At 70.4% G+C, this 25,144-nt stretch carries 23 protein-coding genes; 9 read left to right on the forward strand and 14 right to left on the reverse strand.

Going from position 1 to position 25,144, the window contains the following annotated elements; genetic code table 11:
- Positions 1-12 precede the first annotated feature (12 nt).
- Together ACWGST_RS05055 and prpB are read left to right on the forward strand one after the other, a co-directional pair.
- The gene (locus tag ACWGST_RS05055; protein ID WP_452045559.1) at positions 13-1,551 is read left to right on the forward strand and encodes an MmgE/PrpD family protein; all 1,539 of its coding nucleotides are present in this window, start codon (positions 13-15) and stop codon (positions 1,549-1,551) included.
- Positions 1,551-2,450 (forward strand): methylisocitrate lyase, encoded by a 900-nt coding sequence (prpB, locus tag ACWGST_RS05060; RefSeq protein ID WP_452045560.1) that lies wholly within the window; start codon positions 1,551-1,553, stop codon positions 2,448-2,450. Before ACWGST_RS05055 ends, prpB begins: the two co-directional genes overlap by 1 nt.
- A gap of 82 nt (positions 2,451-2,532) precedes the next feature.
- On the opposite strand, the gene ACWGST_RS05065 is transcribed toward prpB, so the two are convergent.
- Complete coding sequence (locus ACWGST_RS05065; protein WP_452045561.1) at positions 2,533-3,474, reverse strand: hypothetical protein; 942 nt, start codon at positions 3,472-3,474, stop codon at positions 2,533-2,535.
- A 235-nt stretch (positions 3,475-3,709) separates the two neighbouring features.
- Here ACWGST_RS05065 and ACWGST_RS05070 point away from each other — a divergent pair, with 235 nt between their 5' ends.
- Together ACWGST_RS05070 and ACWGST_RS05075 are read left to right on the forward strand one after the other, a co-directional pair.
- The gene (locus ACWGST_RS05070; RefSeq protein WP_452045562.1) at positions 3,710-4,846 is read left to right on the forward strand and encodes a bifunctional 2-methylcitrate synthase/citrate synthase; all 1,137 of its coding nucleotides are present in this window, start codon (positions 3,710-3,712) and stop codon (positions 4,844-4,846) included.
- Between the two features lie 129 nt (positions 4,847-4,975).
- Positions 4,976-5,533: an acyl-CoA thioesterase gene (locus ACWGST_RS05075; protein ID WP_452045563.1), complete on the forward strand. Its 558-nt coding sequence runs from the start codon at positions 4,976-4,978 to the stop codon at positions 5,531-5,533.
- A gap of 2 nt (positions 5,534-5,535) precedes the next feature.
- Here ACWGST_RS05075 and ACWGST_RS05080 read toward each other — a convergent pair whose 3' ends face one another.
- Positions 5,536-6,633 (reverse strand): AI-2E family transporter, encoded by a 1,098-nt coding sequence (locus ACWGST_RS05080; RefSeq protein WP_452045564.1) that lies wholly within the window; start codon positions 6,631-6,633, stop codon positions 5,536-5,538.
- 98 nt (positions 6,634-6,731) lie between these two features.
- Entirely contained in the window at positions 6,732-7,238 is a 507-nt protein-coding gene (locus ACWGST_RS05085; RefSeq protein ID WP_452045565.1) for an SRPBCC family protein, read from the reverse strand.
- A 99-nt stretch (positions 7,239-7,337) separates the two neighbouring features.
- On the opposite strand from ACWGST_RS05085, the gene ACWGST_RS05090 reads away from it, so the two are divergent.
- On the forward strand, positions 7,338-7,715 hold the full coding sequence (locus tag ACWGST_RS05090; protein ID WP_452045566.1) for a hypothetical protein: 378 nt from the start codon (positions 7,338-7,340) through the stop codon (positions 7,713-7,715).
- Between the two features lie 9 nt (positions 7,716-7,724).
- Here ACWGST_RS05090 and ACWGST_RS05095 read toward each other — a convergent pair whose 3' ends face one another.
- The 4 genes from ACWGST_RS05095 to ACWGST_RS05110 form a co-directional block, all read right to left on the reverse strand.
- A complete protein-coding gene (locus tag ACWGST_RS05095) occupies positions 7,725-9,410 on the reverse strand; it encodes a phytoene desaturase family protein (RefSeq protein WP_452045567.1) in 1,686 nt (561 codons plus the stop codon).
- A gap of 34 nt (positions 9,411-9,444) precedes the next feature.
- Complete coding sequence (locus tag ACWGST_RS05100) at positions 9,445-10,542, reverse strand: tellurite resistance/C4-dicarboxylate transporter family protein (RefSeq protein WP_452045568.1); 1,098 nt, start codon at positions 10,540-10,542, stop codon at positions 9,445-9,447.
- 71 nt (positions 10,543-10,613) lie between these two features.
- The gene (locus ACWGST_RS05105; RefSeq protein ID WP_452045569.1) at positions 10,614-11,429 is read right to left on the reverse strand and encodes an ABC transporter permease; all 816 of its coding nucleotides are present in this window, start codon (positions 11,427-11,429) and stop codon (positions 10,614-10,616) included.
- 131 nt (positions 11,430-11,560) lie between these two features.
- The gene (locus ACWGST_RS05110) at positions 11,561-12,538 is read right to left on the reverse strand and encodes an ATP-binding cassette domain-containing protein (RefSeq protein ID WP_452045570.1); all 978 of its coding nucleotides are present in this window, start codon (positions 12,536-12,538) and stop codon (positions 11,561-11,563) included.
- A 60-nt stretch (positions 12,539-12,598) separates the two neighbouring features.
- On the opposite strand from ACWGST_RS05110, the gene ACWGST_RS05115 reads away from it, so the two are divergent.
- Complete coding sequence (locus tag ACWGST_RS05115) at positions 12,599-13,600, forward strand: helix-turn-helix transcriptional regulator (protein WP_452045571.1); 1,002 nt, start codon at positions 12,599-12,601, stop codon at positions 13,598-13,600.
- Between the two features lie 28 nt (positions 13,601-13,628).
- Here the strand turns inward: ACWGST_RS05115 and ACWGST_RS05120 are convergent, their stop codons facing one another.
- A complete protein-coding gene (locus ACWGST_RS05120) occupies positions 13,629-14,423 on the reverse strand; it encodes an META domain-containing protein (protein WP_452045572.1) in 795 nt (264 codons plus the stop codon).
- Positions 14,424-14,448: 25 nt separating this feature from the next.
- The gene (locus tag ACWGST_RS05125) at positions 14,449-15,465 is read right to left on the reverse strand and encodes a LysR family transcriptional regulator (RefSeq protein WP_452045573.1); all 1,017 of its coding nucleotides are present in this window, start codon (positions 15,463-15,465) and stop codon (positions 14,449-14,451) included.
- 253 nt (positions 15,466-15,718) lie between these two features.
- On the opposite strand from ACWGST_RS05125, the gene ACWGST_RS05130 reads away from it, so the two are divergent.
- On the forward strand, positions 15,719-19,411 hold the full coding sequence (locus ACWGST_RS05130) for a proline dehydrogenase family protein (RefSeq protein WP_452045574.1): 3,693 nt from the start codon (positions 15,719-15,721) through the stop codon (positions 19,409-19,411).
- A gap of 25 nt (positions 19,412-19,436) precedes the next feature.
- On the opposite strand, the gene ACWGST_RS05135 is transcribed toward ACWGST_RS05130, so the two are convergent.
- Positions 19,437-19,928: an ATP-dependent zinc protease family protein gene (locus ACWGST_RS05135; RefSeq protein ID WP_452045575.1), complete on the reverse strand. Its 492-nt coding sequence runs from the start codon at positions 19,926-19,928 to the stop codon at positions 19,437-19,439.
- Between the two features lie 18 nt (positions 19,929-19,946).
- Between ACWGST_RS05135 and ACWGST_RS05140 the strand changes: the two genes are divergently transcribed.
- Positions 19,947-21,137, forward strand: a complete 1,191-nt coding sequence (locus ACWGST_RS05140; protein WP_452045576.1) for a RimK family alpha-L-glutamate ligase — start codon at positions 19,947-19,949, stop codon at positions 21,135-21,137.
- Between the two features lie 37 nt (positions 21,138-21,174).
- Here the strand turns inward: ACWGST_RS05140 and ACWGST_RS05145 are convergent, their stop codons facing one another.
- On the reverse strand, positions 21,175-21,552 hold the full coding sequence (locus ACWGST_RS05145; RefSeq protein ID WP_452045577.1) for a GntR family transcriptional regulator: 378 nt from the start codon (positions 21,550-21,552) through the stop codon (positions 21,175-21,177).
- A 6-nt stretch (positions 21,553-21,558) separates the two neighbouring features.
- Positions 21,559-21,996: an Lrp/AsnC family transcriptional regulator gene (locus ACWGST_RS05150; RefSeq protein ID WP_452045578.1), complete on the reverse strand. Its 438-nt coding sequence runs from the start codon at positions 21,994-21,996 to the stop codon at positions 21,559-21,561.
- A gap of 89 nt (positions 21,997-22,085) precedes the next feature.
- On the opposite strand from ACWGST_RS05150, the gene ACWGST_RS05155 reads away from it, so the two are divergent.
- Positions 22,086-22,907, forward strand: coding sequence for an LLM class F420-dependent oxidoreductase (locus tag ACWGST_RS05155; RefSeq protein ID WP_452045579.1), 822 nt, complete (start codon positions 22,086-22,088; stop codon positions 22,905-22,907).
- A gap of 42 nt (positions 22,908-22,949) precedes the next feature.
- Here ACWGST_RS05155 and ACWGST_RS05160 read toward each other — a convergent pair whose 3' ends face one another.
- Both ACWGST_RS05160 and ACWGST_RS05165 read right to left on the reverse strand, forming a co-directional pair.
- Positions 22,950-24,248, reverse strand: coding sequence for a hypothetical protein (locus ACWGST_RS05160; protein WP_452045580.1), 1,299 nt, complete (start codon positions 24,246-24,248; stop codon positions 22,950-22,952).
- A complete protein-coding gene (locus ACWGST_RS05165; RefSeq protein ID WP_452045581.1) occupies positions 24,245-25,078 on the reverse strand; it encodes an alpha/beta fold hydrolase in 834 nt (277 codons plus the stop codon). Before ACWGST_RS05165 ends, ACWGST_RS05160 begins: the two co-directional genes overlap by 4 nt.
- Positions 25,079-25,144: the final 66 nt, after the last annotated feature.

The raw sequence follows: 25,144 nt of genomic DNA on the forward strand, positions 1-25,144 counted from the left end.
AGCGTGGGGTGGGTGAAGACCCACCACTTGCGTACCCATCGGAGCGACGAGAACCTGGCCCGCGAGGGGCAGCTGGCCTGGCAGTTGGCCGCCGTCGCGATCGACCCGGTCGAACTCGACGACGACGTCGTCGACATGGTCGTCAACCGTGTCATCGACAACGCCGCCGTCGCGGCCGCATCCATCGCCCGCGGTCCGGTCGTCTCGGCGCGCAGCCAGGCGCTCGCGCACCCCGTCTCGATCGGCGGCGACGGAGCGACCGTCTTCGGTGCGGATGCCGCACGCCGCACGAGCCCCGAGTGGGCCGCGTGGGCCAACGGCGTGGCGGTGCGCGAACTCGACTTCCACGACACCTTCCTCGCAGCCGACTACTCGCACCCGGGCGACAACATCCCGCCGATCGTCGCCGTCGCGCAGCACCTCGCCGCGAATCGCGGCCTCACGGGTCGCGACGTCGTGCGCGGCATCGCGACGGGCTACGAGATCCAGATCGACCTCGTGAAGGCGATCTCGCTGCACCAGCACAAGATCGACCACGTGGCCCACCTCGGCCCGTCGGCCGCCGCCGGCATCGGCACCCTGCTCGGCCTCGATCAGGAGACGATCTTCCAGGCCATCGGCCAGGCACTGCACACGACGACCGCGACCCGGCAGTCGCGCAAGGGCGAGATCTCGACCTGGAAGGCGCACGCCCCCGCGTTCGCCGGCAAGATGGCCGTCGAGGCGGTCGACCGCGCGATGCGCGGTCAGACGAGTCCCGTGCCGATCTACGAGGGCGAAGACGGCGTCATCGCGTGGCTCCTCGACGGACCCGACGGCTCGTACGAGGTGCCGCTGCCCGACGACGGCGAGGCCAAGCGCGCGATTCTCGACTCGTACACGAAAGAGCACTCGGCCGAATACCAGGCGCAGGCCTGGATCGACCTGGCGCGCAAGCTGCACGAGGAGTACCCGCTCATCCTCGACGACCCGTCGCGCATCGAGTCGATCGTGCTGCACACGAGCCACCACACGCACTACGTGATCGGCTCGGGCGCGAACGACCCGCAGAAATACGATCCCGATGCCTCGCGCGAGACGCTCGACCACTCGATCCCCTACATCTTCACGGTCGCCCTGCAAGACGGCTCGTGGGATCACGCCGAGTCGTACGCGCCCGAGCGCGCCCACCGCCCCGACACCGTCGAGCTGTGGAAGAAGGTCACGACCGTCGAAGACGAGGAGTGGACGCGCCGCTACCACTCGAACGACATCGCCGAGAAGGCGTTCGGCGGCCGAGTCGTCATCACGCTCGCCGACGGCGGAGAGATCGTCGACGAGATCGCGGTGGCCGACGCGCACCCGCTCGGTGCCCGCCCGTTCGCCCGCGAGCAGTACGTGCAGAAGTTCCGCACGCTCGCCGAGTGGGCGCTGACGCCCGACGAGATCGAGCGTTTCCTCGACGTCGCGCAGCGTCTGCCCGAGCTCGGCCCCGACGAGCTCGGCGGCCTCACCTTCACCGTGGCGCCGGGCGCGCTCGTCGGCGTCGAGGTACCCGAGGGGCTGTTCTGATGCTGTACTCCCAGACGCCGCCCGCCGAGAAGCGCCGGCTGTTCCGCGAGCGGCTCGCGACCGGCGAGATCATGCGGTTCCCCGGCGCCTTCAATCCGCTGAGCGCTCGGCTCATCGAGCAGAAGGGTTTCGAGGGGGTGTACATCTCGGGCGCGGTGCTGAGTGCCGACCTCGGCCTGCCCGACATCGGCCTCACGACCCTCACCGAGGTCGCGGGTCGCGGCAAGCAGATCGCCCGCATGACCGAGCTGCCCGCGATCATCGACGCCGACACGGGCTTCGGCGAGCCGATGAACGTCGCCCGCACGGTGCAGGAGATGGAGGACGCGGGGCTCGCGGGCCTCCACATCGAAGACCAGATCAACCCGAAGCGCTGCGGCCACCTCGACGGCAAGCAGGTCGTCGACGAGCACACCGCCCTGCAGCGCATCCGCGCCGCGGTCGACGCCCGTCGTGACCCGAACTTCCTCGTCATGGCGCGCACCGACATCGCCGCGGTCGACGGGCTCGCCGCCGCAGTCGACCGTGCCAAGGCGCTCGTCGATGCCGGTGCCGACGCGATCTTCCCCGAGGCGATGCGCTCGCTCGCCGAGTTCGAGGCCGTGCGTGCGGCCGTCGACGTGCCGCTCCTCGCGAACATGACCGAGTTCGGCAAGAGCGAGCTGTTCACCGTGCAGCAGCTCGCCGATGTCGGCATGAACCTCGTCATCTGGCCGGTGTCGCTGCTGCGCATCGCGATGGGAGCCGCGGGTCGCGGCCTCGACGAGATCGAGTCCACGGGCTCGCTCGTCGGCAAGCTCGACGAGATGCAGCACCGCGCCGATCTCTACGAGCTCATCGACTACGAGGGCTACAACCGCTTCGATACCGGTATCTTCAACTTCCGCGTCGCCCGCTGACGCGGCATCCGCTCGCCCATGACGGCAGCTGCTGCGGGTGCGAACGCGACTCGACCCGCAACAGCTGTCGTCACCACCGCCGTCACCGTCGGCTCCGCTCGGGGAACCATTTGGAGAGCATGATCTCGCCGGTCCACCCGCGACGCCGGAGGTTCATTGCCACTCGTTCGATGAGGGAGCGGGGCAGATCGAGGTCCAACTGGGTGACCTCGGTCACGTGGTGACCGAGGGCCTCGAGTTCGGACTCGCGGGTGCGGTCGCGCCGCCACTGCGTCGTCGAGGAGCGGTGGTGGTCGCCTTGGTACTCGAGCACCTCGCCGTACTCCTCGAACAGCAGGTCGACACGAGCGACGAACCGACCCCTGCCGTCGAAGACCTGCGCGTTCACCCTCGGCCGCGGCAGACCGGCGAGCACGACGAGCGCCCGGAGTTCGGACTCCTTCGGGGACTCGGATGCCGCTTCGAGCAGGGCGAAGGCGATCATCAGGCGAGCACGAAGACGGTGATCTGGGTGGCGTTCGATGGCGATCGCCAGGGCGGAGGACCCGACGCGCTGCAGCGCAACGTCGCCCGCGGCGACGAGCTCGGGGACGGTGAGCGTCACAGCGAGATCGCACCATGTGCGCGCCACGGTGGTCACACGGATGCCGCCGCGAACTTCGATGTCGTCGTCGACGAGGCGGAGGCTGCGACATCGCAGGCCGGCTCGCCGAGGAGCGCGGCCGGGGGCGGGTACCCCGATGTCCAAGAGAGCGGATGTCTCGAAGCGCAGGCACCTCGGCACGGGCAGGTTGTGCAGCTCGGCGGCGGTGATGCCGCAGGCGAACGCGTGGGCGGGGAGGACGCCGAGCACCGACCAGCACCTCACGGCGAGGCCCGCACCGCAAGGCATCCGTGCCGACCGGGTCGGCCGCTCGAGGTCGTGCGCACGCAGTCGCCCGGCGGACACCCCGGCCGTCCGTGCCTCGTACACCGTGAACGCGGCCCCATCGAGCGCGGGTGGAAGCGTTTGACGTCGGGTCACCGGCTGATCTTCGCCGTCGCGGCACGCCCGACGCGCCACCAACCCCGCACCTGTGGAGAGGATCTCCTCATCCCCAGGTGTGGAGGAGGCGTGGTGACGTCAGTTGTTGTGGGTAGGAGGGGCGCCCGACCCGCCACAACTGTCGTGAACCCGGGCACCGGATGGGTGCGAGCGCAGGCCGGGGCTCTAGGCTGGGGGAGCGCGTCGACAGCTGAGCAACGAGCAAGGGAGCACGATGAGCGATCAGCAGGAGATCTACAAGGGTCTGGCCGGCGTGCCGGTCGACTACACCGCGATCTCGAAGGTGAATCCCGAGTCGAACTCACTGCTCTACCGCGGCTACCCGGTGCAGGAGCTCGCGGCCTCGGCGACCTTCGAAGAGGTCGCCTACCTGCTCTGGTACGGCGAGCTGCCGGATGACGCGCAACTGGCCGACTTCGAAGAACGCGAGCGCTCGCTCCGCGGCCTCGACCACGACGTCAAGCGCATCATCGACGAGTTGCCGCTCACCGCCCACCCGATGGACGTCGTGCGCACCGCCGTCTCGGTCATCGGCGCGAGCGACCCCGCGACTCCCGACGACAGCGTCGCGGCCAACCTCGACAAGGCCATGCGCCTGCTCGCGAAGCTGCCCTCGATCGTCTCCTACGACCAGCGGCGTCGGCACGAACTCGAGTTCGTCGAGCCGCGGGGCGACCTCGGCTTCTCGGCGAACTTCCTCTGGCAGACCTTCGGCGAGCTGCCCGAGCTGCCGGTGGTGAGCGCCTTCGACGTGTCGATGATCCTCTACGCCGAGCACTCGTTCAATGCCTCGACCTTCACGGCCCGCGTGATCACCAGCACCCTCTCCGATCTCTACTCGGCGGTCACCGGGGCGATCGGCGCGCTCAAGGGCCCGTTGCACGGCGGCGCGAACGAGGCCGTCATGCACGCCTTCGACGAGATCGGCACGGGCCCCGGCGGCGCCGAGCGGGCCGCGGCCTGGCTCGACACCGCGCTCGCCGAGAAGCGCAAGATCATGGGCTTCGGGCACCGCGTCTACAAGAACGGCGATTCCCGGGTTCCCACGATGCGCGACGCGATGGAGCGCATGGTCGAGTACTACGACCGGCCCGACCTGCTCGAGCTCTACGTCGGCCTCGAGCAGGCGATGGCCGAGCGCAAGGCCATCAAGCCCAACCTCGACTACCCGGCCGGCCCGACCTACCACCTCATGGGCTTCGACACCATGACGTTCACCCCGCTGTTCGTCGCGAGCCGCATCACCGGCTGGACGGCGCACATCATGGAGCAGGCGGCGTCGAACGCGCTCATCCGCCCGCTGTCGGTCTACAACGGCGTCGAAGAACGGCACGTGCCCGCGAAGGGCTGAACCGAGCGCCGTTCGCGGGCGCACCCGCGGCCTCGCACAACGAGAGCCGCGGCATCCGGTGTTCGACTGTGGTTCTCGCCAATGTTCGATGATCACGACGAATTCGGCCTACAGTCGTAGACCATGCACATGTTCTTCCGCACCCTGCTCCACGTGCTGTTCCTCTCGCGACGCAAGCCCGACCTCGGGCACTGGGATGTCGCGCGCACGAACTTCATCACCCTGCCGACCGACCTCGACATCAACCGGCACATGAACAACGGCGTCTACTTCTCGATCATGGATGTCGCGCGCTTCGACATGCTCGTGCGCAACGGCGTCTGGGCGATGATGCGCGGCAACGACTGGTACCCGGTCGTCGCGAGCGAGACGATCACCTTCCGCAAGTCCTTGCAGCTGTGGGACCGGTTCACGATCGAGTCGCGCCTCGTCGGCCACGACGACAAGGCGGTCTACATGGAGCAGCGCTTCGTGCGCCCGGGCGCGGGCGGTGAACCCGAGATCTACGCGCAGGGCTTCATCCGCGCCCGGTTCCTCAAGAAGTCGGGCGGCACGGTGCCGATGTCGGAGATCGTCGAGGCGCTCGGCGTCTCGGGCGCCGACGACATCCCCGACTGGATGGAACGATGGGGTGAGGATGTCGCGTTGCCGGCCACGCGCGCAGCGGCACCCTCGGTCTGGCACTGACCCTACGAACGGGCCTTCTTCGGGATGACCACCTCGCGGATGATGAGCAGGATGCCCGCCGAGATCGGGATCGCGACCAGGGCGCCGAGCAGGCCCATGAGCGTGCCGCCCGCGAGCGCCGAGATGAGCACGATCGTGCCGGGCACCTGCACGGCCTTGCCCATGACCTTCGGCGTGAGGATGTACGCCTCGATCTGCATGTAGATGAGCATCGCGATGAGCACGATGAGGCCGGCCACCGGTGACACGAACAACGCGATGACCGTCATGACCGCGGTCGTGATGACGGTACCGATGAGCGGGATCAGCGTGATGAAGAACGCCATCACACCGATGAACAGGGCGTACGGCACGCCGACCAGGATGAGCAGGATCGTGGAGAAGACCGCGTTGGCGAACGCGAGCACGACCATGCCGCTGAGGTACTTGCCGACCGAGAGCATGATGCGCTCGGCGTAGCCCTCGACCTCGGTGCGGTGGCTCGCCGCGACGAGCGTGTAGCAGGCGCGCTTGGTGGTGTCGAGGGTCGCGATGAAGTAGATCGACAGCACGACAACGAACACGCTCGTCGAGATGCCGTCGAGCAGCGCGGCACCGAACTGCAGTGCGCCGCCGCCGATCGCCGTCCACGTGTCGGGGTCGGCGAGCACACCGCCGACCCAGGCGACCGCGGTCTGGAACACGCCGTTCGTCGCCTCGTTGACCTGGTCGAACCAGCCCGAGTCCTGCAACTGCCTGATCTCGCCGGGCAGCGCCTTCGCGAACGACACCGCCTGCCCGATGACGGGCGGCACGACGACCCAGATGATGCCGACCACGACCGCGACGAACAGCACGATCACGATCACGATCGCCGTACCGCGGGGCAGCCCGCGGCGCTGGAACCAGCGGATCAGCGGGTCGAGGCCGAGCGCGACGAAGGCCGCGATGAAGACCGAGAGCAGCACGCTCTGCAGGTTCACGACCATGATCGCGAGCAGCAGGGCGAGCAGCACGCCGAGCGTGACGATGAAACCCCACCTGAATGGATGGTTCGCGAAGAGCCCGCTTCGCGTCTCGGGTTCTGCCGAGCGCCGCCGGAGCCTGTCTGCCGTGTTCACGGGCACAGTCTAGGGTTCGGGATGCCGCGGGCACGCGACATCCATCGCCCGTCGCCGTTACCGTCGTCGCGCCGGCCGGCCGCGTCGCCGGCGGCGAGTCAGCGCGCCGCGCGCGGAACCGCGAGCTCGCGGTAGTGCGGCGAGAACGCCGGGAAGTAGGTCTCCCAGGCGGGCTGCGGAGCACCGGCGCGGGCCGCCGCGAGCCGGTCGAGGTAGTAGTCCCAGCCGGGGCCCATGTCGGCGGCCTCCGACGGGTCGTGCAGTCGCTGGCCGAGCGTGAGCGTCGTCATGCCGCCGCCCTCGACGAGGTGGCAGAAGAGCCGGATGCCGGTCGGGCCCGAGCCCGAGTCGGCGGTGAAGCGGTGCGGCGCGTCGCACTCGAGGATCGAGACGTTCTGCCATTCGCCTTGACCCTCGGCCTCCATGCGGAACCGGACGCCGCCGGTCGCGGGGCTGCCCGTGTAGGTGCCGATCCAGGTGCGCATGGCGTTCGGGTTCGTGAGGCTGAACCAGACGTCCTCGATGGGGGCGTGGAAGAGGCGGTCGAATTGCAGGTACAGGCCGTCGTCTTTCAGCACGTAGTGCCCGGTCGGTTTCGCGGTCATCTCGGCCCCCGTTCGCTCGTCTCCTCAGGCTAATCCCGAAGGTGTGGAACTGCCAGCATGCCGCCGCGTCATGCGGCGCGTGACCAGTAGAGTGGGCGCATGAATTCCAAGGGGCATGCAGGCAAGAATTCCGCGGGGCACGAAGAGGCGCTGGACATCACCGAGGGCAAGAGCGGGCTCTGGGGTGCGCTCGCCGGCCTCATCGTGTTCGCGTTCATCGCGATTCCGCTGTCGGCCGCGTTCACGTTCGCGACGACCCCGCATTCGCAGCAGCTCTTCGCCGGTCGACTCTCGGAGGCGACTCAGGGCGGCTACCAGTTCTTCTGGTGGATGGTGACGATCTTCCTGCTCGCGCTGCCGTTCCTCGTGGGCTACGGCGTCGCGAAGCTCTCGGTGAAGTCGCTCTCGATCGTCGGCGCCATCATCGTGCTGTTCGTGATCGCCATCCTGGTGCTCGGTCAGCTCTTCGTCTTCTGACCTCTGGCTTCAGAGCTCGTCGTGCTCGAGCACGGCCATCGCGGCATTGTGCCCGCCGATGCCGCTGACGGCGCCGCCGCGCACGGCACCCGATCCGCAGAGCAGGATGCGCCGGTGCGCCGTGGCCACGCCCCACCGTTCGGCGGGCGTCTCGATCGCGGCGCCCGGTTCGGCCCACGGCCACGACAGCGGCCCGTGGAAGATGTTGCCGCCCGGCATCGCGAGCGCTCGCTCGAGGTCGAGCGTCGTCTTCGTCTCGACGCAGGGGCGGCCCGCGGCATCCGTCGCGATGACGCCCTCGATCGGCTCGGCGAGCACCGAGTTCAGCGAGTCGAGCACCGCGGCCTGCAACCGCTCGCGCAGATCGTCGTTGTCGAAGCGCTCGAGCAGGCGGTGCGGAACGTGCAGTCCGAAGACGGTCAGGGTGTGGGCCCCGGATGCCGCGAGCTCAGGTGACAGGATCGACGGGTCGCTCAGGGTGTGGCAGTAGACCTCGCACGGCAGCGGCGACGGGATGCCTCCGCGAGCGGCCGTGCGGTACGCCGAGTCGAGCTGCGACTCGAGTTCGTTGATGTGGAAGGTGCCGGCGAACGCGGCCTCGGGTGCGACGTCGGGGTCGCGCAGCTTCGGCAGCCGGGTGAGCAGGAGGTTCACCTTCACCTGTGCGCCCTCGGGGGCGTGCAGCGCCCGCAGTCGCTCGCGCACGACCGCGGGCACACCGCCCGGCACGACCATGAGGTCGTCGCTGAACGGCGGTTGGTCGCGCGGGGCGACACCCGCGGGTCGAGCGGGCGCGGGCGACGAGGTGCCCGCCTCGACGAGGCGGTCGAGCACCGGGGGTGCGACATTCGCGAGCACGACGTCGGCCCGCGACATCCGCTCGCCCTGCACGTCGTCCGCTCGCCAGCGCACCTCGCCCTCAGGGGTGACCGACACGACCTCTGCGCCCGTGACCAGCTCGGCTCCGGCCTCGCGGGCCGACCGTGCGAGTTCGCCGGTGACGGCGCCCATGCCGCCGACCGGCACGTCCCAGTCGCCGGTGCCGCCGCCGATGACGTGATAGAGCAGGCAGCGGTTCGCGTCGAGCGCGGGGTCGTCGAGCTCGGTGAAGGTGCCGATGAGCCCGTCGGTCGCGACGACGCCGCGCACCAGGTCGCTCGCGAAACGGGCGTCGATCGTCTCGCCGATCGGGCACTCGACGAACTCGCGCCACACGCGGTCGTCGCCGATCAGGCTGCGCACCTCGTCGCGAGTCGGCAGCGGCTCGGTGAGGGTCGGGAAGAGGCGTTCGGCCAGGCGCGCGGTGTCGGCGTAGAACGCCCGCCAGGCGGCCTCGTCGTCGGCTGCGCCCACGCGAGCGAACGATGCGCTGGATGCCTCGGCACCGGCCTCTCGATCGATGAGCAGGCCCCGCTCGGGGTCGGCCGGGTCGGGCGTGTACGACGAGTACCGGCGTCGCACGAGCCGCACGTCGAGGCCGAGCTCGTCGACGATGCGCTGCGGCAGCAGGCTCACGAGATACGAGTAGCGCGAGAGGCGCGCATCGACGCCCTCGAACGCCTGCGCAGAGACGGCGGCGCCGCCGAGGTGGTCGGCCCGTTCGAGCAGCAGCACACGCTTGCCGGCTCGGGCGAGGTAGGCGGCTGCGGTGAGGCCGTTGTGGCCGCCGCCGATGATCACGACGTCGTGGGGCATCCCACGAGCGTAGACGAGCGGGGCCGTGGCCGGCTCACTCTCTGGGGCGCAGGATGCGCCAGATCGAGACGAGCATCGCCGTGAAGGTGGCGAGCCAGGCCGCGAGGGCGATCCAGATCTCGACGGCGCCGATGGCGTGCACGATCGGCAGGTGGTCGACGTCGCCGAGCAGCTGGGAGCCGACGCCGTACATGCCGAGCGGGAAGATGATGCTCCACAGTGTCGGTTCGTAGCGGAGCGGGATGCGGTGGCGCACGTGCCGCCAGTAGCCCGCGATCACGAGCGGCGGGATGAGCCAGGTGCCGAATGCCCAGAAGAACACCGAGGCACCGGCGATGAGCCCGCGCGTTGCGTCGACCATCGGGGCGTCGGCCATCTCGACGATGCGGGCGCCGGCGACCACGGTGATGGCGGTCGCGCCCATCGCGACCCAGTACGGCGGAGTGAGATCGGCGGGGCGGAACGGGTAGGCCAGCATGCGCACGCCCACGAAGACGCCGACCGCGCAGTACAGAAAGGTGCCGACCGACCACGAGAACACCGCGAGCAGCGCCATCGCCAGCCGCCATTCCTCGGGCAGGTGCGCCTGCAGCGTCGCCGCGAGCACCGCGATCGACTGGCTGGCCACCGCCCAGATGAACCAGGTGCCGTTCGCCGTCGCCAGCGCCTGCTTCGTGCGCTGCACGAGCACCGCCGTCCACGGAACGGTGTAGCCCAGGGCGATCCAGGCCAGTGCGGCGATCAGCAGCATCACGACCGCCAGGGCGTGCAGATCTTCGAGTACCAGCCGGCTGGCCAGCACGCAGGTCGCGGCGACGAACGTGAAGAAGCCGAACGCCCGGGCCGGATCCGCGAAGTCGGCCGCCATCGCGGCGGGATGGCGGACGAGTCGCACGACGTTCAGGGTCACCAGCACGACGTAGGCGACGGCGGCGATGACGAGCAGCGCCATCGAGATCGGCATCGCGCCGCTCGTGCGCATGCCGACCGAGAGGATGCCGGTCGCCATCACGAGCGCGAAATAGCCCGGCGTGAGCCCGCTCACCGCCGCATCGACGCGGGAGGGCAATGTGCTGCGCTGATCGCTCGACGAGCTGTGCTGTTCGCTCGACGGTGGGCTCAGCGTGGACACGCCCTCAGGCTAGTGGCCCGCCGCGGGAAGGCGAACGTGAAAAATCGCTGCGTTCCCGGGCGGGCACGGCCTCAGGCTGCGCGCTTCATCGACCGCACGCCGACCACGATGCCGATCGCGCATGTCACGGCGGCCGCGATGACGCCGCCGATGACCGCCGGTGCGCCGAAGTCGCCCGCGAGCAGCGCCCGCTCGGCGCCGACGAGGTAGCTCAGCGGGTTGATCGCCGCGGCGACCTGCATCCATGCGGGCCCGTCTTCGAGCGGCAGCAGCATTCCCGAGAGGATCATGAGCGGGAACAGCAGGGTCTGGTGCACCATCCAGAACATCCAGTCGCGATTGCGGCAGGCGAGCGCGAGCGAGTAGCTCAGGGCGCCGAAGCCGATGCCGAAGACGGCGAGCACGGCGAGGCCGGCGATGAGGCCCGGCGCGTCGAGCGAGAAGCCGAACGGTACGGCCACGAGCACGACGATCGTGCCCTGGATGACGAGCGGCACGACCTCTTTGAGGGCGCGCCCGACGAGCAGGGCGCTGCGCGAGAGCGGCGCGACGAGCGTGCGCTCGTGCGAACCCGTCTGCATCTCGAAGAGCAGGTTCGCACCCGTCGAGGCCGTGCCGAACAGCGCGACCATCACGAGGATGCCGGGCACGAACCACTGCAGCGTGCCTGCGGCGTCGCCGCCTGAGGCGCCGATGAGCAGCGGCCCGAACAGGCCGAGGAAGACGAGCGGCTGCACGAGCGAGAAGACGACGCTGAACGGGTCGCGCACGAGCGGTCGGGATTCGCGGACGAACACCGAGGCGGTGTCGTGGAGGAAACCCGTCGGGCGGGCGGATACGTCGGTGTGGGCGCGAGCATCCGTGTGGGACCGGTCGATGGTGTTCATGGTGGTTCCTTTCAGGTTCGGGGTTCGTGGTTCGTGGTTCGTGAAGTGCAGGAACTTCTGGGTGACTCGCCGTCACGGGCCTGGTTTTCGGCCGTGGTTTCGGCATTTCTTCCTGCAGACGCGGGGCAGGATCAGGCGAGGACGGCGTCGGCCGCCTCGGCGTGGGCGGCCTCCTCGCGGAGCGTGCGCCCGGTGAGGGCGAGGAACACGTCGTCGAGGGTCGGCTGCCGATGCGTCGCCGCGACGACGTCGAGCCCGGCGTCGGCGAGCGAGCGGATGTATCGGGGCAGCGCCCGATCGCCGCCGGGCGCGGTGACCGTCACGACCGACCCCGATGCCTCGCCGCCGATGCGGGCTGCGGCAGCTGCGGCATCCGTGACCGAATCGAACGTGAGCGCGACCCGGTCGCCCGCGAGCGACTCCTTGAGCGCCCAGGCCGTGTCGTCGGCGATGACCTGCCCGTGGTCCATCACCATGACGCGCTTGGCGAGCTGGTCGGCCTCGTCGAGGTAGTGCGTCGTGAGGAAGATCGTCGTGCCGGTCTCGCGGCGGAGCTCGACGATGTGCTCCCACAGGTTCGCCCGGCTGTGCGGGTCGAGGCCCGTCGACGGCTCGTCGAGGAACAGCAGCTCGGGCCGGTGGATGAGGCCGAGCGCGATGTCGAGCCGGCGCTTCTGGCCGCCTGACAGCGACTGCACCTGGCGGCCGGCGACCTGACCGAGTTCGAGCGACTCGATCAGCTCGGCGGCGCGGGCCCGGGTCTCACGGCGGCCCATGCCGTAGAAGGCGCCCTGAGCGTGCAGTTCGTCGCGCACGCGCTGGGTGTGCCCGCCCGAGTTGCCCTGCCCGACGTAGCCGATGCGGCGGCGCACGCCGGCGGGGTCGCGGCGGATGTCGCAGCCCGCGACGATCGCCTCGCCGCTCGTCGGCGGCAGCAGCGTGGTGAGCATGCGAAGCGTCGTCGACTTGCCGGCGCCGTTCGGGCCGAGGAAGGCGACGAGCTCGCCGGCGCCGACCTCGAGGTCGACGGAACGGACGGCCTCGACGACCTTCCCCTTGGCGGGGAACGTCTTCGTGAGGCCCTGAGCGGAGATCATCTGGTTCGTCATATCTGCAGTCTTCCGAGGCATCCGGTCAGTTTCTGTCCTGTTTCGTGAGAGAATCGGAACATGGCCGCAACGACCTCGCGAACCCTCGAACTGCTCTCCCTGCTGCAGAGTCACCGGCACTGGTCGGCGCGCGAACTCGTCGACCGGCTCGGCGTCTCCGACCGCACACTGCGGCGCGACGTCGACCGGCTGCGCGAGCTCGGCTACGGCATCGAGTCGGCCCGCGGCTCGACCGGCGGCTACCGCCTCGAGGCGGGCACCGGCCTGCCGCCGCTCCTGCTCAGTGACGACGAGGGGGTTGCGATCGCGATCGGCCTGAGGTCGCAGGCGACGGCGGGCCTGCGCGGCGCCGAGCACACGACGCTCAGCGCCCTCGCGAAGATCGAGCAGGTGCTGCCGCCGGCCCTGCGCCGACGCATCGAGGCGCTGCAGTCGCACGCGGCGACGGGTGGGCCGGGCACCGCCGGACCCGGGTCGGCGCGCTCGGGCCGACCGTCTCCCGAGGTCGACGCCGAACTGCTCGGACTCCTCGCGCTCGGCTGCCGCGACTCGGAGCGGCTGCGCTTCACCTATACGGATGCCGCGGGAGAGGCGTCGGCCCGGGTCGTCGAGCCGTACCGGCTCGTGCCCGTCGCGCGGCGCTGGTATCTGCTCGCGTGGGATCGCCAGCGCGAGGACTGGCGGACGTTCCGGCTCGACCGCATGAGCGACGTCTTCCAGACGCGCGTGCGGTTCGAGCCGCGGCCCATGAACGACGACGACGCACGCACGCGGGTCGAGGCCTCGGTGCGCTGGCGCGACCGGAGCGTCACGGCGCGCGTCATCGTCGAGACGCCCCGGGCCGCGCTCGTCGAGCACCTCGGCTGGTACGGCCGCGACGTCGTCGCGATCGACGCCGAGCACTGCGCGTGGCCGCTCGAGGCCGAGTCGGTCGAGAGCCTGTCGATGGCCCTCTTGTGGATGCCGCGTGGCGTGCGCTACCGCGTCGAAGGCGAGCCCGAGGTGCTCGACTTCCTTGCGATGCAGGCTGAGCGCTTCGCGGCGGCATCCGCTCGGGAGTGAGGTGTACGGCCGAGCGGCGCGGCGTCCACTACGCCGTGCGCTGCAGGGTGCCGATCTCGTTCCACGACGTGTCGAAGAAGATCATCGTGTCGCCGTCGATGACCGCGGTCGACATCCGGCCCAGCCACGGGTCGACGCCCTCGCAGGCCATCAGCGTGGTCGCGCCGCCCGCGAACGTGATCGTGTCGCCGTCGAGGGTCCAGGTCGTGCCGCTGAACCCGTTGCAGCCGTCGTTTCCGCTCGCGGTGCCGTCGGCGGCGATGGTGATGAACGGTTCGCCGGTGCCGGTGGCCTCGATACCCCAGGTGCCGACGAACAGGGCGGCGGCAGCGGCATCCGCGCCGGTCTCCGTGCCGGTCTTCGAGTCGGTGTCCGTGCCGGTCTCCGTGCCGGTCTTCGAACCCGTGTCCGTGCCGGTCGCGGCTGCGTCGTCGGAGCGGTCGAGCGTGCCGATCTTCTTGTCAGATCCGTCGAACACGGTGAGCGTGTCGCCGGCGATCGTGCCGGTCGCGAGGGCGGCCAACCACGTGTCGACGCCCTCGCACAGCATGCGCGTCGAGGCGACGTCGACGAACGTGACCGTCTCGGCCTCGGCGGTCCACGTGCCGGTCAGGCGATTGCAGCCGTCCGTGCCGGTCAGCGATCCGTCGTCGCCGAGCACGAGCGAGGGTTCGCCGGTGGCGGCGACGTCGCCCCAGGTGCCGACGGGGTCGACGGGGTCGTCGGTCGGCCCGGTGCCCGAGTCGCCGGCGCAGGCGGCCAGCATCGTCGCCGCGAGCAGGATCGTTCCGGACAGGGCGAGGCGCTGCAGCGTTCGTGACATGGGCACAGTGTACTGAGCGGAATTCTCAGCGCGCCGACGGCGTCGCCGTTGCGCGTGCCGCCCGAGCGAGGGCGTCGCGGCAGGCGACGACGGCCGGCCGGTCGGCAGCGGCGTGCCGCGTCGAGGTGAACACCTCGCGTTCCGGATTCCCCGGCAGATCCACGAGGGTCACGCTCGGCGTCTCGCCCGCCCACACGAGGTCGGGCAGGAGCCCCACGGCGTTGCCCGAGCGGATGAGGCGGATGTGCGCCATGAGGTCGGCGGTCTCGAACCGCACGTCGGGCTCGAACCCGGCCTCCCGGCAGAGCTGCTCGGCCCACTCGCGCGAGGCCGTGCCCTCGGGCTCGAGCACCCAGGGCATGTCGGATGCTCCGGCGAGCGAGTACTCGCGCGAGGCGACCGGGCCGCCTCGTCGGGCGGGCGCCTCTGCGGATGCACCATCCGGCCCCCCGGCCGAAGCGCCCGATGTCGCGGCGTCGCGGAGCTTCGTTCCGCGGGAACGGGTGAGCTGGGGCGGCAGCGCGAGCCGAATGGTGTCGGCGACGAGCTGCACCCGGTCGAGATCGGAGCGGCTCGCGCGAGTGTGCCCCGGGTACTGCTCGGCGATCGCGAGGTCGAAGTCGCGCGCCGACACCTCGAAGAGACCGGCGTCGGGCTCGCGCTCGGTGATTTCGACCCGCAGTGCGGGGTGCTCGGTACGCAGCAGGGTGAGCGCCTGCGGCACCACGGCGTGCGCAGCCGACTGGAACACGGCGATGCGCACCGTGCCGCCGACCGCGGTGAGCGAACGGGCGACATCGGACTCCGCCTCCTCGAGTCGGTCGAGCACGGTGCGGGCGTGCCCCACGAGCACCTCGGCCTGCGGAGTGAGCTGCACGCGGCGCCCGACCTGCACGAGCAGCGGCACCCCGACCTCGCGCTCGAGTTGGCTGAGCTGCTGCGAGACCGACGACGGGCTGTACGAGAGCGCCTCTGCGACGGCCGAGAGTGTGCCGCGGTCGTTCAGTTCCACGAGCAGCCGCAGGCGTCGCACGTCGAGCATGAGGACTCCTCCTCTCGGCTGCCCTTCCTCGAGTCGCCCATTCTTGTACAGATTCGGGCAACTCGAGGCAGGAGGCGGTCGAGCCGTTCAATTCGTTGATTCTTCTGAACAGTATCGTTCAGATTCATTCGCTTTACCGAATGGATGTCGCGGCGCATACTGAATTCCGATAGGCGCGCGCGACACTCGTGCGCGAGCCGATCCGGCCCGACCCAGGCCCACCGAACCAAGCAAAGGACATACCCTCGTGACCATGTCGAACGCCGCCACAGACGCCCGGCCGAGCACCGATCACGTCGTCGCACTCGTGCGACGCTGGCTCGCCGAGAGCGCGGAGCACCCCGCCGACCCCGCCGCCGAGCGCCTCGCCGGCGTGCTGAAGGACCCGCGCGGGCTCGACTTCACCGTCGGCTTCGTCGACGGCGTCATGCGCCCCGAAGACCTCGGCGTCGCGGGCCGCAACCTCGAACGGGTCGCGAAGCTCACGCCGGGCTTCCTGCCCTGGTACCTGAAGGCCGCCATCCGCGTCGGCGGCGTCGTCGCCCCCGTGCTGCCGTGGATCGTCATCCCGATCGCGCGCCGGGTGCTGCGCGCCATGGTCGGCCACCTCGTGCTCGACGCCACTCCCGACAAGCTCGGCCCAGCCATCGCGACCCTGCGCCAAGGGAATGGGCAGCAGTCGGGCAACCGCCTGAACCTGAACCTGCTCGGCGAGGCCGTGCTCGGTGAGGAGGAGGCCGACCGCCGCCTCGCGGGCACGTACGAGTTCCTCGCGCGCGACGACGTCGACTACGTGTCGATCAAGGTCTCGAGCGTCGTCAGCCAGCTCTCGATGTGGTCGTTCGACGAGGCCGTCGCCAAGGTCGTCGCGAAGCTCACGCCGCTCTACGAGCTTGCGGCGAAGAGCTCGGTTTCGGCGGGCTCAACCGGCAGAGGCAAGTTCATCAACCTCGACATGGAGGAGTACCGCGACCTCGACCTGACGATCGCGGTCTTCACGACCCTGCTCGACCAGCCGCAGCTGCGCGGCCTCGAGGCCGGCATCGTGCTGCAGACCTACCTGCCCGACGCGCTCGGCGCGATGCAGGAGCTCACGGCGTGGGCCACCGAGCGTCGCCGCGCCGGCGGCGCGCCCATCAAGGTGCGCATCGTCAAGGGCGCGAACCTCGCGATGGAGCACGTCGACGCCGCCGTGCACGGCTGGCCGGTCGCGACCTACAGCTCGAAGCAGGACTCCGACACGAACTACAAGCGCGTGCTCGACTGGTCGATGACGCCCGAGCGCACCGACGCCGTCAAGCTCGGCGTGGCCGGTCACAACCTCTTCGACGTCGCGCACGCCTGGCTCACCGCCCGCGAGCGCGGCGTCGACTCGCGCGTCGAGTTCGAGATGCTGCTCGGCATGGCGACCGGCCAGGCCGAGGCCGTGCGCCGCGACGTCGGCAACCTGCTGCTCTACACGCCCGTCGTGAACCCGAGCGAGTTCGACGTGGCGATCGCGTACCTGATCCGCCGGCTCGAAGAGAACGCGAGCCACGACAACTTCATGTCGGCCGTGTTCGAGCTCGCCACGAGCGAGCCGCTGTTCCAGCGCGAGCAGGACCGCTACCTCGCTTCGCTCGCGGCCCTCGAGCCGACGGTCACGTCGGCGCCCGCCCCCAATCGCACCCAGAACCGCCGCACCGAGTGGACCGATGAGACGCTCGCGGCCGCCATGATGATTCCGGATGCCCCGGCGCCCGGCACCGAGCATGAAGAGGACCCGTCGCTCACGAGCGTCGTGCTCGGCATCACCCGCGGGTCGGAATCGCTCCCTGAGCTTGTCGAAGGGGGCAATGAGTTCGCTTCGACAAGCTCAGCGAGCGACATGCCGACGGGTCCGGGTGTCACCCCGGGCTTCCGCAACGAACCCGACACCGACCCGGCCCTCGCGCCGAACCGCGAGTGGGGCCGCCGCATCCTCGAGCGGGTGCCCGGCACCCGGCTCGGCCTCGACACGATCGCCGCGGCCCGCATCGACGATGCCGCGACGCTCGAGCGGGTCATCCAGACCGTCGCCGCCCGCGGCCGCGCCTGGGGCGAACTGCCCGGCGCCGAGCGTGCCGCCGTGCTGCACCGTGCCGGTTACGCGCTCGCGGCGAACCGCGACCGTCTCATCGAGATCATGGCCGCCGAGACCGGCAAGACGATCGCCGAGTCCGACCCCGAGATCAGCGAGGCGATCGACTTCGCGCACTACTACGCCGAGCGCGCCCGCGAGCTCGATCACGTGCAGGGTGCGACCTTCGTGCCGTCGCGGCTGACGGTCATCACACCGCCGTGGAACTTCCCCGTCGCGATCCCGGCCGGCGGCGTGCTCTCCGCGCTCGCCGCGGGCTCGGGCGTCATCATCAAGCCCGCGAAGCTCGCCCAGCGCTCGGGCGCGGTCATGGTCGAGGCGCTGTGGGAGGCCGGCATCCCGCGCGAACTCCTCGCACTCGTCGACATCGGCGAGCGTCAACTCGGCCGCGAGCTCGTGTCGCACCCCGCGGTCGACCGGGTCATCCTCACCGGCGCCTACGAGACCGCGCAGCTGTTCCGCTCGTTCCGCAAGGACCTGCCGCTGCTCGCCGAGACGAGCGGCAAGAACGCGATCATCGTGACGCCGTCGGCAGACCTCGACCTCGCGGCATCCGATGTCGTCAAGAGCGCCTTCGGGCACGCGGGGCAGAAGTGCTCGGCCGCCTCGCTCGTCATCCTCGTCGGCTCGGTCGCGAAGTCCGAGCGGTTCCGCCGTCAGCTCGTCGACGCGACCCGTTCGCTGCGCGTCGGTTGGCCCGAGCAGGCGACGAGCCAGATGGGCCCGATCGTCGAGCCCGCGAACGGCAAGCTGCTGCACGCGCTCACCCAGCTCGGCATCGGCGAGGAGTGGCTCGTCGAGCCGCAGCAGCTCGACGACACCGGTCGGCTCTGGTCACCGGGCATCCGCACGGGCGTCGCGCCCGGCTCGTACTTCCACCTCACCGAGTTCTTCGGCCCCGTGCTCGGCGTCATGCATGCGAAGAACCTCGACGAGGCGATCAGGCTGCAGAACGCCGTCGACTACGGGCTCACGGCGGGCCTGCACTCGCTCGACTCGAACGAGCTCGCGACGTGGTTCGACCGCGTCGAGGCCGGCAACCTCTACGTCAACCGCAGTATCACCGGCGCGATCGTCGAGCGCCAGCCCTTCGGCGGCTGGAAGCGCTCGTCCGTCGGCGCGGGCGCCAAGGCCGGCGGCCCGAACTACCTCTTCGGGCTCGGCGAGTGGCTGCCGCAGCACGGGGCGGCGTCGAGCACGCTGCATCTGCGCGGACTCGAGAAGCGCGTTGCCGAGCTCATCGAGGCGTCGCAGTCGGCGCTCGACTTCGACTCCTTCGAGGTGCTGCGCCGCTCGGCCCTCTCCGACGAGCTCGCCTGGGCCGAGGAATACGGCGTGGTGAAAGACGTCTCGGGCGTCGGCGCCGAGCGCAACCTCTTCCGCTACCGGCCGCTGCCCGTGACCGTGCGAATCGGCGAGCAGGCGAGCCTCGCCGAGGGGCTCCGCATCATCGCGGCCGGTCTGCTCGCGAAGTCGCCGCTGACCGTCTCGACCGCGGTCGACCTGCCGAAGGGCGTGCGCACGCTGCTCTCAGCACGCGAGATCCGCGTCGTGCGCGAGGGCGACGCCGCGTGGCTCGCCCGCGCTGCGAAGGGCGGCATCACCACGTCGCGCGTGCGGCTCGTGGGCGGCGACGCGCAGTCGGCGGGTTCGGGGGCGACCGCGCTCGCCGAGGCGCTCGACGGCAGCCCGGATGTCGCAGTGTGGTCGCACCCCGTCACGCCCTCGGGCCGGGTCGAGCTGCTGCCGTTCCTGCACGAGCAGGCGATCTCGATCACGAACCACCGATTCGGCAACCCCACGACCCTCTCGCAAGGCATCATCTAACCCCGGACCTCTTGCGAAGCGAACATCACGCGGGGCGGCCGCGATTGCGGCGGCGGATGCCTCGTGGCGCGCGCCCCCCGATGAACGACCGCGCCGCGTCGACGACGAAGCCCTGCCGCAGGGCCTCGCGCCCGATCAGCATGCGGAAGCCCATCTCGTCGCGATTGGTGAGCGTGACCTCGGCCGTCATCGTACGGCCCATGAGCACGACATCCATGAGCACGACGATGCGCTCTTCGGTGTGGCCCGATGAGCTGCGCACCGAGCGCCGGTCGTGCACGGGGCGCTCGACGACGACGGCGTCGACGTCGGAGTCCTGCCAGGGATGCACGCCGAACCGCACCCATGCCGCGCCGTCGCGCTCGAACTCCTCGACGTCGAAGGCGTGCAGCGCCGAGGTGCGCGCGCCGGTGTCGAGCTTCGCCTTGATCCACGGCACCTCGAGTGCAGGCAAGGATACCCATTCGCGCCACCCGGCGATGGTGCTTGAATGGGAGTTCTCCGTCACATCGTCCATCTTGGCAGGGCACCCCGCATGAAACTCGCGATCCTCTCACGCGCGCCGCAGTCGTATTCGACGCAGCGGCTGCGCGCCGCCGCCCAGCAGCGGGGGCACCAGGTCAAGGTGCTGAACACGCTCCGGTTCGCGATCGACCTCGCGGGGGCCGAACCCGATCTGCAGTTCCGCGGCCGCCAGTTGAGCGACTACGACGCGATCCTGCCGCGCATCGGCAACTCGATCACGTACTTCGGCACCGCCGTCGTGCGTCAGTTCGAGCAGATGGACGTCTACACGCCCAACACCGCCAACGGCATCTCGAATGCGCGCGACAAGCTGCGTGCGAGCCAGATCCTGTCGCGGCACAACATCGCGCTGCCGCCCACCGCGTTCGTGCGCAACCGCGCCGACGTGCGCCCGGCGATCGAGCGGGTCGGCGGCGCCCCGGTCGTGATCAAGCTGCTCGAGGGCACGCAGGGCATCGGGGTCATCCTCGCCCCGCAGGTGAAGGTCGCCGAGGCGATCATCGAGACCCTGCACTCGACGAAGCAGAACGTGCTGATCCAGAAGTTCATCGCCGAGAGTCGGGGCCGCGACATCCGGGCCCTCGTCGTCGGCGACCGCGTGGTGGCGGCGATGCGACGGGTCGCGAGCGGCGACGAGTTCCGCTCGAACGTGCATCGCGGCGGCATCGTCGAGCCCGTCGAGCTGACGCCCGAGTACGAAGAGGCCGCCGTGCGGTCGGCGCAGATCATGGGGCTGCGCGTCGCCGGTGTCGACATGCTCGAGGGCGACGAGGGCCCGCTCGTCATGGAGGTCAACTCCTCGCCGGGCCTGCAGGGCATCGAGACGGCGACGAACCTCGACGTCGCCGGCGCGATCATCGACTACATCGCGAATCAGGTCGCGTTCCCCGAGATCGACGTGCGGCAGCGTCTCACGGTCTCGACGGGGTATGGCGTCGCCGAACTGCTCGTGCACACCAACGCCGACCTCGTGGGCAAGACCATCGGAGAGTCCGGCCTGTGGGATCGCGACATCACGGTGCTCACCCTGCACCGCGGCAGCACGGTGATTCCCAACCCGCGCAAGGGCGTGCTGCTCGAGGCGAGCGACCGGCTGCTCTGCTTCGGGCGGCTCGAGGAGATGCGCTCGATGATCCCCGAGCGCCGGCGCCGCCGCTCGAAGGTGCGCAAGCTGCCGAAGCAGCCGATCCCCGAGGAGTGACCCGGCGCGGTCGGGCCGGGGCCGGGTCGCCGAGCAGTCAGCCGCGGCTGCGCAGCGCGGTGCCGACGATCGCGAGCGCAGCGGATGCTTCGACGCCGAGCCTGCCCGCAAGCGCGGCGTAGTCGGCCGCGGCCAGCTGCAGGGCCCGCTCACCGGGGTCGCCGTGTTCGGCGACGAACGTGCCGTTCCGGCCTCGCCCCTCGATCACGCCGTCGGCTTCGAGCGCCTTGTACGCCTTGGCGACGGTGTTCGCCGCGAGGTCGAGTCGCTCGGCGAGGGCGCGCACGGTCGGCAGACGGGCGCCGGGCGCGATGCGGCCCGAGCGCACGGCGTCGACGACGGCCGCGTGAAGCTGCTCGAACGGCGCGGCCGCAGAGCTCGCGTCGATCGAGAGGCCGAGGCCCGAGGCATCCATTCGCCGTCAGTCCCTGTTGCGGTTGACCAGTCGCGACAGCACGATCGCGCTGCGGGTGTGGTCGACGTTCGGCGCGATGCGCACGCGCTCGAGCGCATCTTCGAGCGAAGTGATGTCGCGGGCGCGCATGTGCACGATCGCGTCGGCGCTGCCGGTCACGGTGCCCGCGTAGACGACCTCGGGCACGCCCTGCAGGATGCGCTGGAGCTCGTCGGGGGCGACCGTGCCGCGGCAGAAGAGCTCGACGTACGCCTCGGTCGACATGCCGTCGACGGTCGGGTCGACCTGGATCGTGAACGAGCGGATGACGCCGTCGGCGACGAGCCGGTCGACGCGGCGCTTCACGGCCGACGCCGAGAGGCCGACCGATGACCCGATGTCGCCGTATCCGGCCCGGGAGTTCTGCCGCAGGAGGTCGAGGATGGCGCGATCGAGGTTGTCCATGCTCGGATTGTATGTCGATCCGTTGCGTTCTCACAGCGCTCGGCGCACAATTCATGCGTGTCCCGCGCGATCCCGCATAGGCTGGCGGGATGCCCCTCGATTCCCCCGCGCGCCCCGATTCCCCCGTGCGTCTGGCCGTGCAGGTGCAGCCGCAGCACGCCGAGTACGTCGCCATTCGCGACACCGTGATGCGCCTCGAAGAGCTCGGCGTCGATGTCGTCTTCAACTGGGACCACTTCTTCCCGCTCACGGGCGACCGCGACGGCCGGCACTTCGAGGCGTGGAGCATGCTCGGTGCCTGGGCCGAGCAGACCGAGCGCATCGAGTTCGGCACGCTCGTGAACTGCAACTCGTACCGCGGCGCCGATCTGCAGGCCGACATGGCCCGCACCCTCGACCACATCTCGGCGAAGGGCTCGGGCGTCGGCCGCTTCATCTTCGGCACCGGCGCCGGCTGGTTCGAGCGCGACTACGACGAGTACGGCTACGAGTTCGGCACCCGCGGCTCGCGGCTGAACGCGCTCGCCGAGGCGATGCCGCGCATCGAGGCGCGCTGGGCGAAGCTGAACCCGCCGCCGACCCGCCGCATCCCCGTGATGATCGGCGGCAAGGGCGAGCAGAAGACGCTGCGCATCGTCGCCCGGCACGCCGACATCTGGCATTCCTTCGTGGCTCCCGACGAGCTGGCTCACAAGCGCGACGTGCTGGCCCGCTGGGGTGAGCAGGTGGGCCGGGATGTCTCGGAGATCACGATCTCGAACGAACTCGACCGTGCCGGCCACGACGTGGAGCATGCCGAGGCGCTCTACGCCGGCGGCGTGCGGCTGTTCACGATCGGCATCGGCGGGCCCGGCTACGACCTCGCCCCGGTGCGGCGCTGGCTCGCCTGGCGCGACGCGAAGAACGGCTGAACGCGGGCGTTGAGCGGGTGACCCGCGTCGAGCTACGAGCGCCTACCCGCCCAGCGTCTGCACCGTCAGCATGCCGTCGGGGTGCCAGGCCACGTCGACGCTCGGCATCGAGTTGCCGCTCATCGATGCGCTGAGGTGCAGGCCGTCGAACGGAAGCCGGCCGTCGGTCGTGCACGTGCCCGCACTGCTGCCGGCGCCGAACTCGGCCAGCAGACACAACTCCGAGTCGCTGCGTGCGGCGTAGACGGGCAACCCGTCACCCCTCGTCGCGAGCAGTCGGAACTCGAGGGGGCCGACGCCGAGGTCGATCAACGGGCTCAAGGGGTCGGTCCCCGGGTCCATCGTCGGCACGTCAGCCGCGGTCGCGGGCCGTGAGAACACCGCCGCCGCGGGTGACTGCACGGCCACCGGCTGCGCGGCGAGGTACTCGCCCTGGGTGAGCGCGCCCGGGGTGGAGACGTCGACGCCCGTCTCGGCAGCGTTCGCGTCTGCGGTGTCGGGCGGCAGGCGCCCGCCGTTCGGCCGCAACTCGACCGTGCCGTCGGGTCGCCAGCGCACGCTCGTCGCGGCGCCGGTGCGTGCGACGGTGGTTCGAACGCCCTCGTCGCCGATGCCGCCGCTCGTGCAGGCCGGGGCGCCGTCGCTCGTCCCGGCGGAATAGCTCACGAACAGGCAGACCTCGTCGCCGCGGCGAACACCGAAGACTCCGAGCCCGTCGGCCTGACTCAGCAGGAGGCGTGCGCTCGACGCGTCGAGACCGTGGAGCTGCATCGTGGCGGCGTCGAGTGCGTCGGTTGCGACCGGGGCGCGGTCGAACACGCCGACCATGGGGGTCTCTGCGGCGAGCCGGCGGATCGGTGCGGCGGAGCCGCCTGCCGCGACGGTCGGCGCGGGCGTCGGTGCCGGGTTCACGAGCGGCGCCGGCTGGCGGCCGCCGAGCTGCCAGCCGATGCCGATGCCGAGCGCGAGCGCGACGGCACCGGCGACGATCGCCCAGCGGATGCCGCGAGCCGACGTTCGCGCCAGAGCCGACGCGAGCTCGGGCGCGGGCTCGAAGAGCGGCTCGACCGGCGGCGGGGCCAGACCGGCGGCGGCCCCGCCGCCGCGATCGGCCCCGCCGCGATCGACAGCGCCTTCCGCCCCGGCCCCGGTGACACCCCCGGCCGCGCCGATCGAACGGGTCGCCGCGGCATCCGCCACCGCTCGCTGCACCTCGTCGAGCTCGGCGGCGGCCGCCTGCCGCTCGGCCTCAGCCGACCCGGCGCCGAACGCGATGCGCTGCAGACGCGCGATGCGAGCGCGAAGCGCGGCGTCGGCGGCGTCGGCCGCGTCGTCGCTCATTTCGCCAGGAACTCGAGCAGCGCTTCGTTCACCTCGGCGGCGTGGGTCCAGAGCAGGCCGTGCGGCGCCCCCTCGATCTCGCGGTAGTCGGCGGCCGGCAAGCGCTTCGTGAACTCGCGCCCGGTCGCGTCGATCGGCAGGATGCGGTCGGCGGTGCCGTGCACGATGAGCGCCGGCACGTCGATCTTCACGATGTCGGCGCGAAAATCGGTGAGCCACGACTGCACGACGGCCGACGACGCGAACCACGATGCGCTTGCGGCGATGTTCCAGCTGGCACGCACTGCGCCCTCGCTGATGCGCGAGCCGAGGTTCTCGTCGAGGTTGTAGAAGTTCTGGAAGAAGTCGTCGAACCATTGGTAGCGGTCGGCGACGGCGGCCTGCTCGATTCCGTCGAAGACCGAGGCGGGCACGCCCGTCGGGTTGTCGTCGGTCTGCAGCAGGAACGGCTCGAGCGAGGCGAGGAACACCGCCTTCACGACCCGCTCGCTGCCGTACCTGCTCAGGTACCGGGCGACCTCGCCCGTGCCCATCGAGAAGCCGACGAGCACGGCGTCGCGAACGTCGAGCGAGCGCAGGATCGTGTCGAGGTCGGCCGCGAAGGTGTCGTAGTCGTACCCCGCGGTCGGCTGGCTCGACATGCCGAAGCCGCGGCGGTCGTAGGTGATGACCCGGTAGCCGGCGGCGAGCAGCGCTGCCGACTGCTTCTCCCACGAGCGGCCGTTCAGCGGGTACCCGTGAATGAGCACGACGGTCTGACCGCTGCCGTGGTCTTCGACGTGCAGCTCGATGTGCGTGCCGTTCTCGGTTCCGACGGTGATGAACGTCATGGTGCCCTCGATTCTGCAGATGGATGTCGCGGGGTGCCCGCTCGCCCAGTCCATCACCGCCGCCCT

It is taken from the genome of Agromyces sp. NPDC055520 (assembly GCF_053619715.1).

What these genes read in the sequence shown, in the direction of transcription:
- ACWGST_RS05145 (WP_452045577.1), bottom strand. Translation starts at nt 21,552, where the DNA reads ATGGATGCCTCGGGCCTCGGCCTCTCGATCGACGCGAGCTCTGCGGCC.
- ACWGST_RS05105 (WP_452045569.1), bottom strand. Translation starts at nt 11,429, where the DNA reads ATGAACACCATCGACCGGTCCCACACGGATGCTCGCGCCCACACCGAC.
- ACWGST_RS05085 (WP_452045565.1), bottom strand. Translation starts at nt 7,238, where the DNA reads ATGACCGCGAAACCGACCGGGCACTACGTGCTGAAAGACGACGGCCTG.
- ACWGST_RS05125 (WP_452045573.1), bottom strand. Translation starts at nt 15,465, where the DNA reads ATGCTCGACGTGCGACGCCTGCGGCTGCTCGTGGAACTGAACGACCGC.
- ACWGST_RS05090 (WP_452045566.1), top strand. Translation starts at nt 7,338, where the DNA reads ATGAATTCCAAGGGGCATGCAGGCAAGAATTCCGCGGGGCACGAAGAG.
- ACWGST_RS05115 (WP_452045571.1), top strand. Translation starts at nt 12,599, where the DNA reads ATGGCCGCAACGACCTCGCGAACCCTCGAACTGCTCTCCCTGCTGCAG.
- ACWGST_RS05165 (WP_452045581.1), bottom strand. Translation starts at nt 25,078, where the DNA reads ATGACGTTCATCACCGTCGGAACCGAGAACGGCACGCACATCGAGCTG.
- ACWGST_RS05070 (WP_452045562.1), top strand. Translation starts at nt 3,710, where the DNA reads ATGAGCGATCAGCAGGAGATCTACAAGGGTCTGGCCGGCGTGCCGGTC.
- ACWGST_RS05120 (WP_452045572.1), bottom strand. Translation starts at nt 14,423, where the DNA reads ATGTCACGAACGCTGCAGCGCCTCGCCCTGTCCGGAACGATCCTGCTC.
- ACWGST_RS05095 (WP_452045567.1), bottom strand. Translation starts at nt 9,410, where the DNA reads ATGCCCCACGACGTCGTGATCATCGGCGGCGGCCACAACGGCCTCACC.
- ACWGST_RS05160 (WP_452045580.1), bottom strand. Translation starts at nt 24,248, where the DNA reads ATGAGCGACGACGCGGCCGACGCCGCCGACGCCGCGCTTCGCGCTCGC.
- ACWGST_RS05155 (WP_452045579.1), top strand. Translation starts at nt 22,086, where the DNA reads ATGCCCCTCGATTCCCCCGCGCGCCCCGATTCCCCCGTGCGTCTGGCC.
- ACWGST_RS05130 (WP_452045574.1), top strand. Translation starts at nt 15,719, where the DNA reads ATGTCGAACGCCGCCACAGACGCCCGGCCGAGCACCGATCACGTCGTC.
- ACWGST_RS05140 (WP_452045576.1), top strand. Translation starts at nt 19,947, where the DNA reads ATGAAACTCGCGATCCTCTCACGCGCGCCGCAGTCGTATTCGACGCAG.
- ACWGST_RS05150 (WP_452045578.1), bottom strand. Translation starts at nt 21,996, where the DNA reads ATGGACAACCTCGATCGCGCCATCCTCGACCTCCTGCGGCAGAACTCC.
- prpB (WP_452045560.1), top strand. Translation starts at nt 1,551, where the DNA reads ATGCTGTACTCCCAGACGCCGCCCGCCGAGAAGCGCCGGCTGTTCCGC.
- ACWGST_RS05075 (WP_452045563.1), top strand. Translation starts at nt 4,976, where the DNA reads ATGTTCTTCCGCACCCTGCTCCACGTGCTGTTCCTCTCGCGACGCAAG.
- ACWGST_RS05110 (WP_452045570.1), bottom strand. Translation starts at nt 12,538, where the DNA reads ATGACGAACCAGATGATCTCCGCTCAGGGCCTCACGAAGACGTTCCCC.
- ACWGST_RS05135 (WP_452045575.1), bottom strand. Translation starts at nt 19,928, where the DNA reads ATGGACGATGTGACGGAGAACTCCCATTCAAGCACCATCGCCGGGTGG.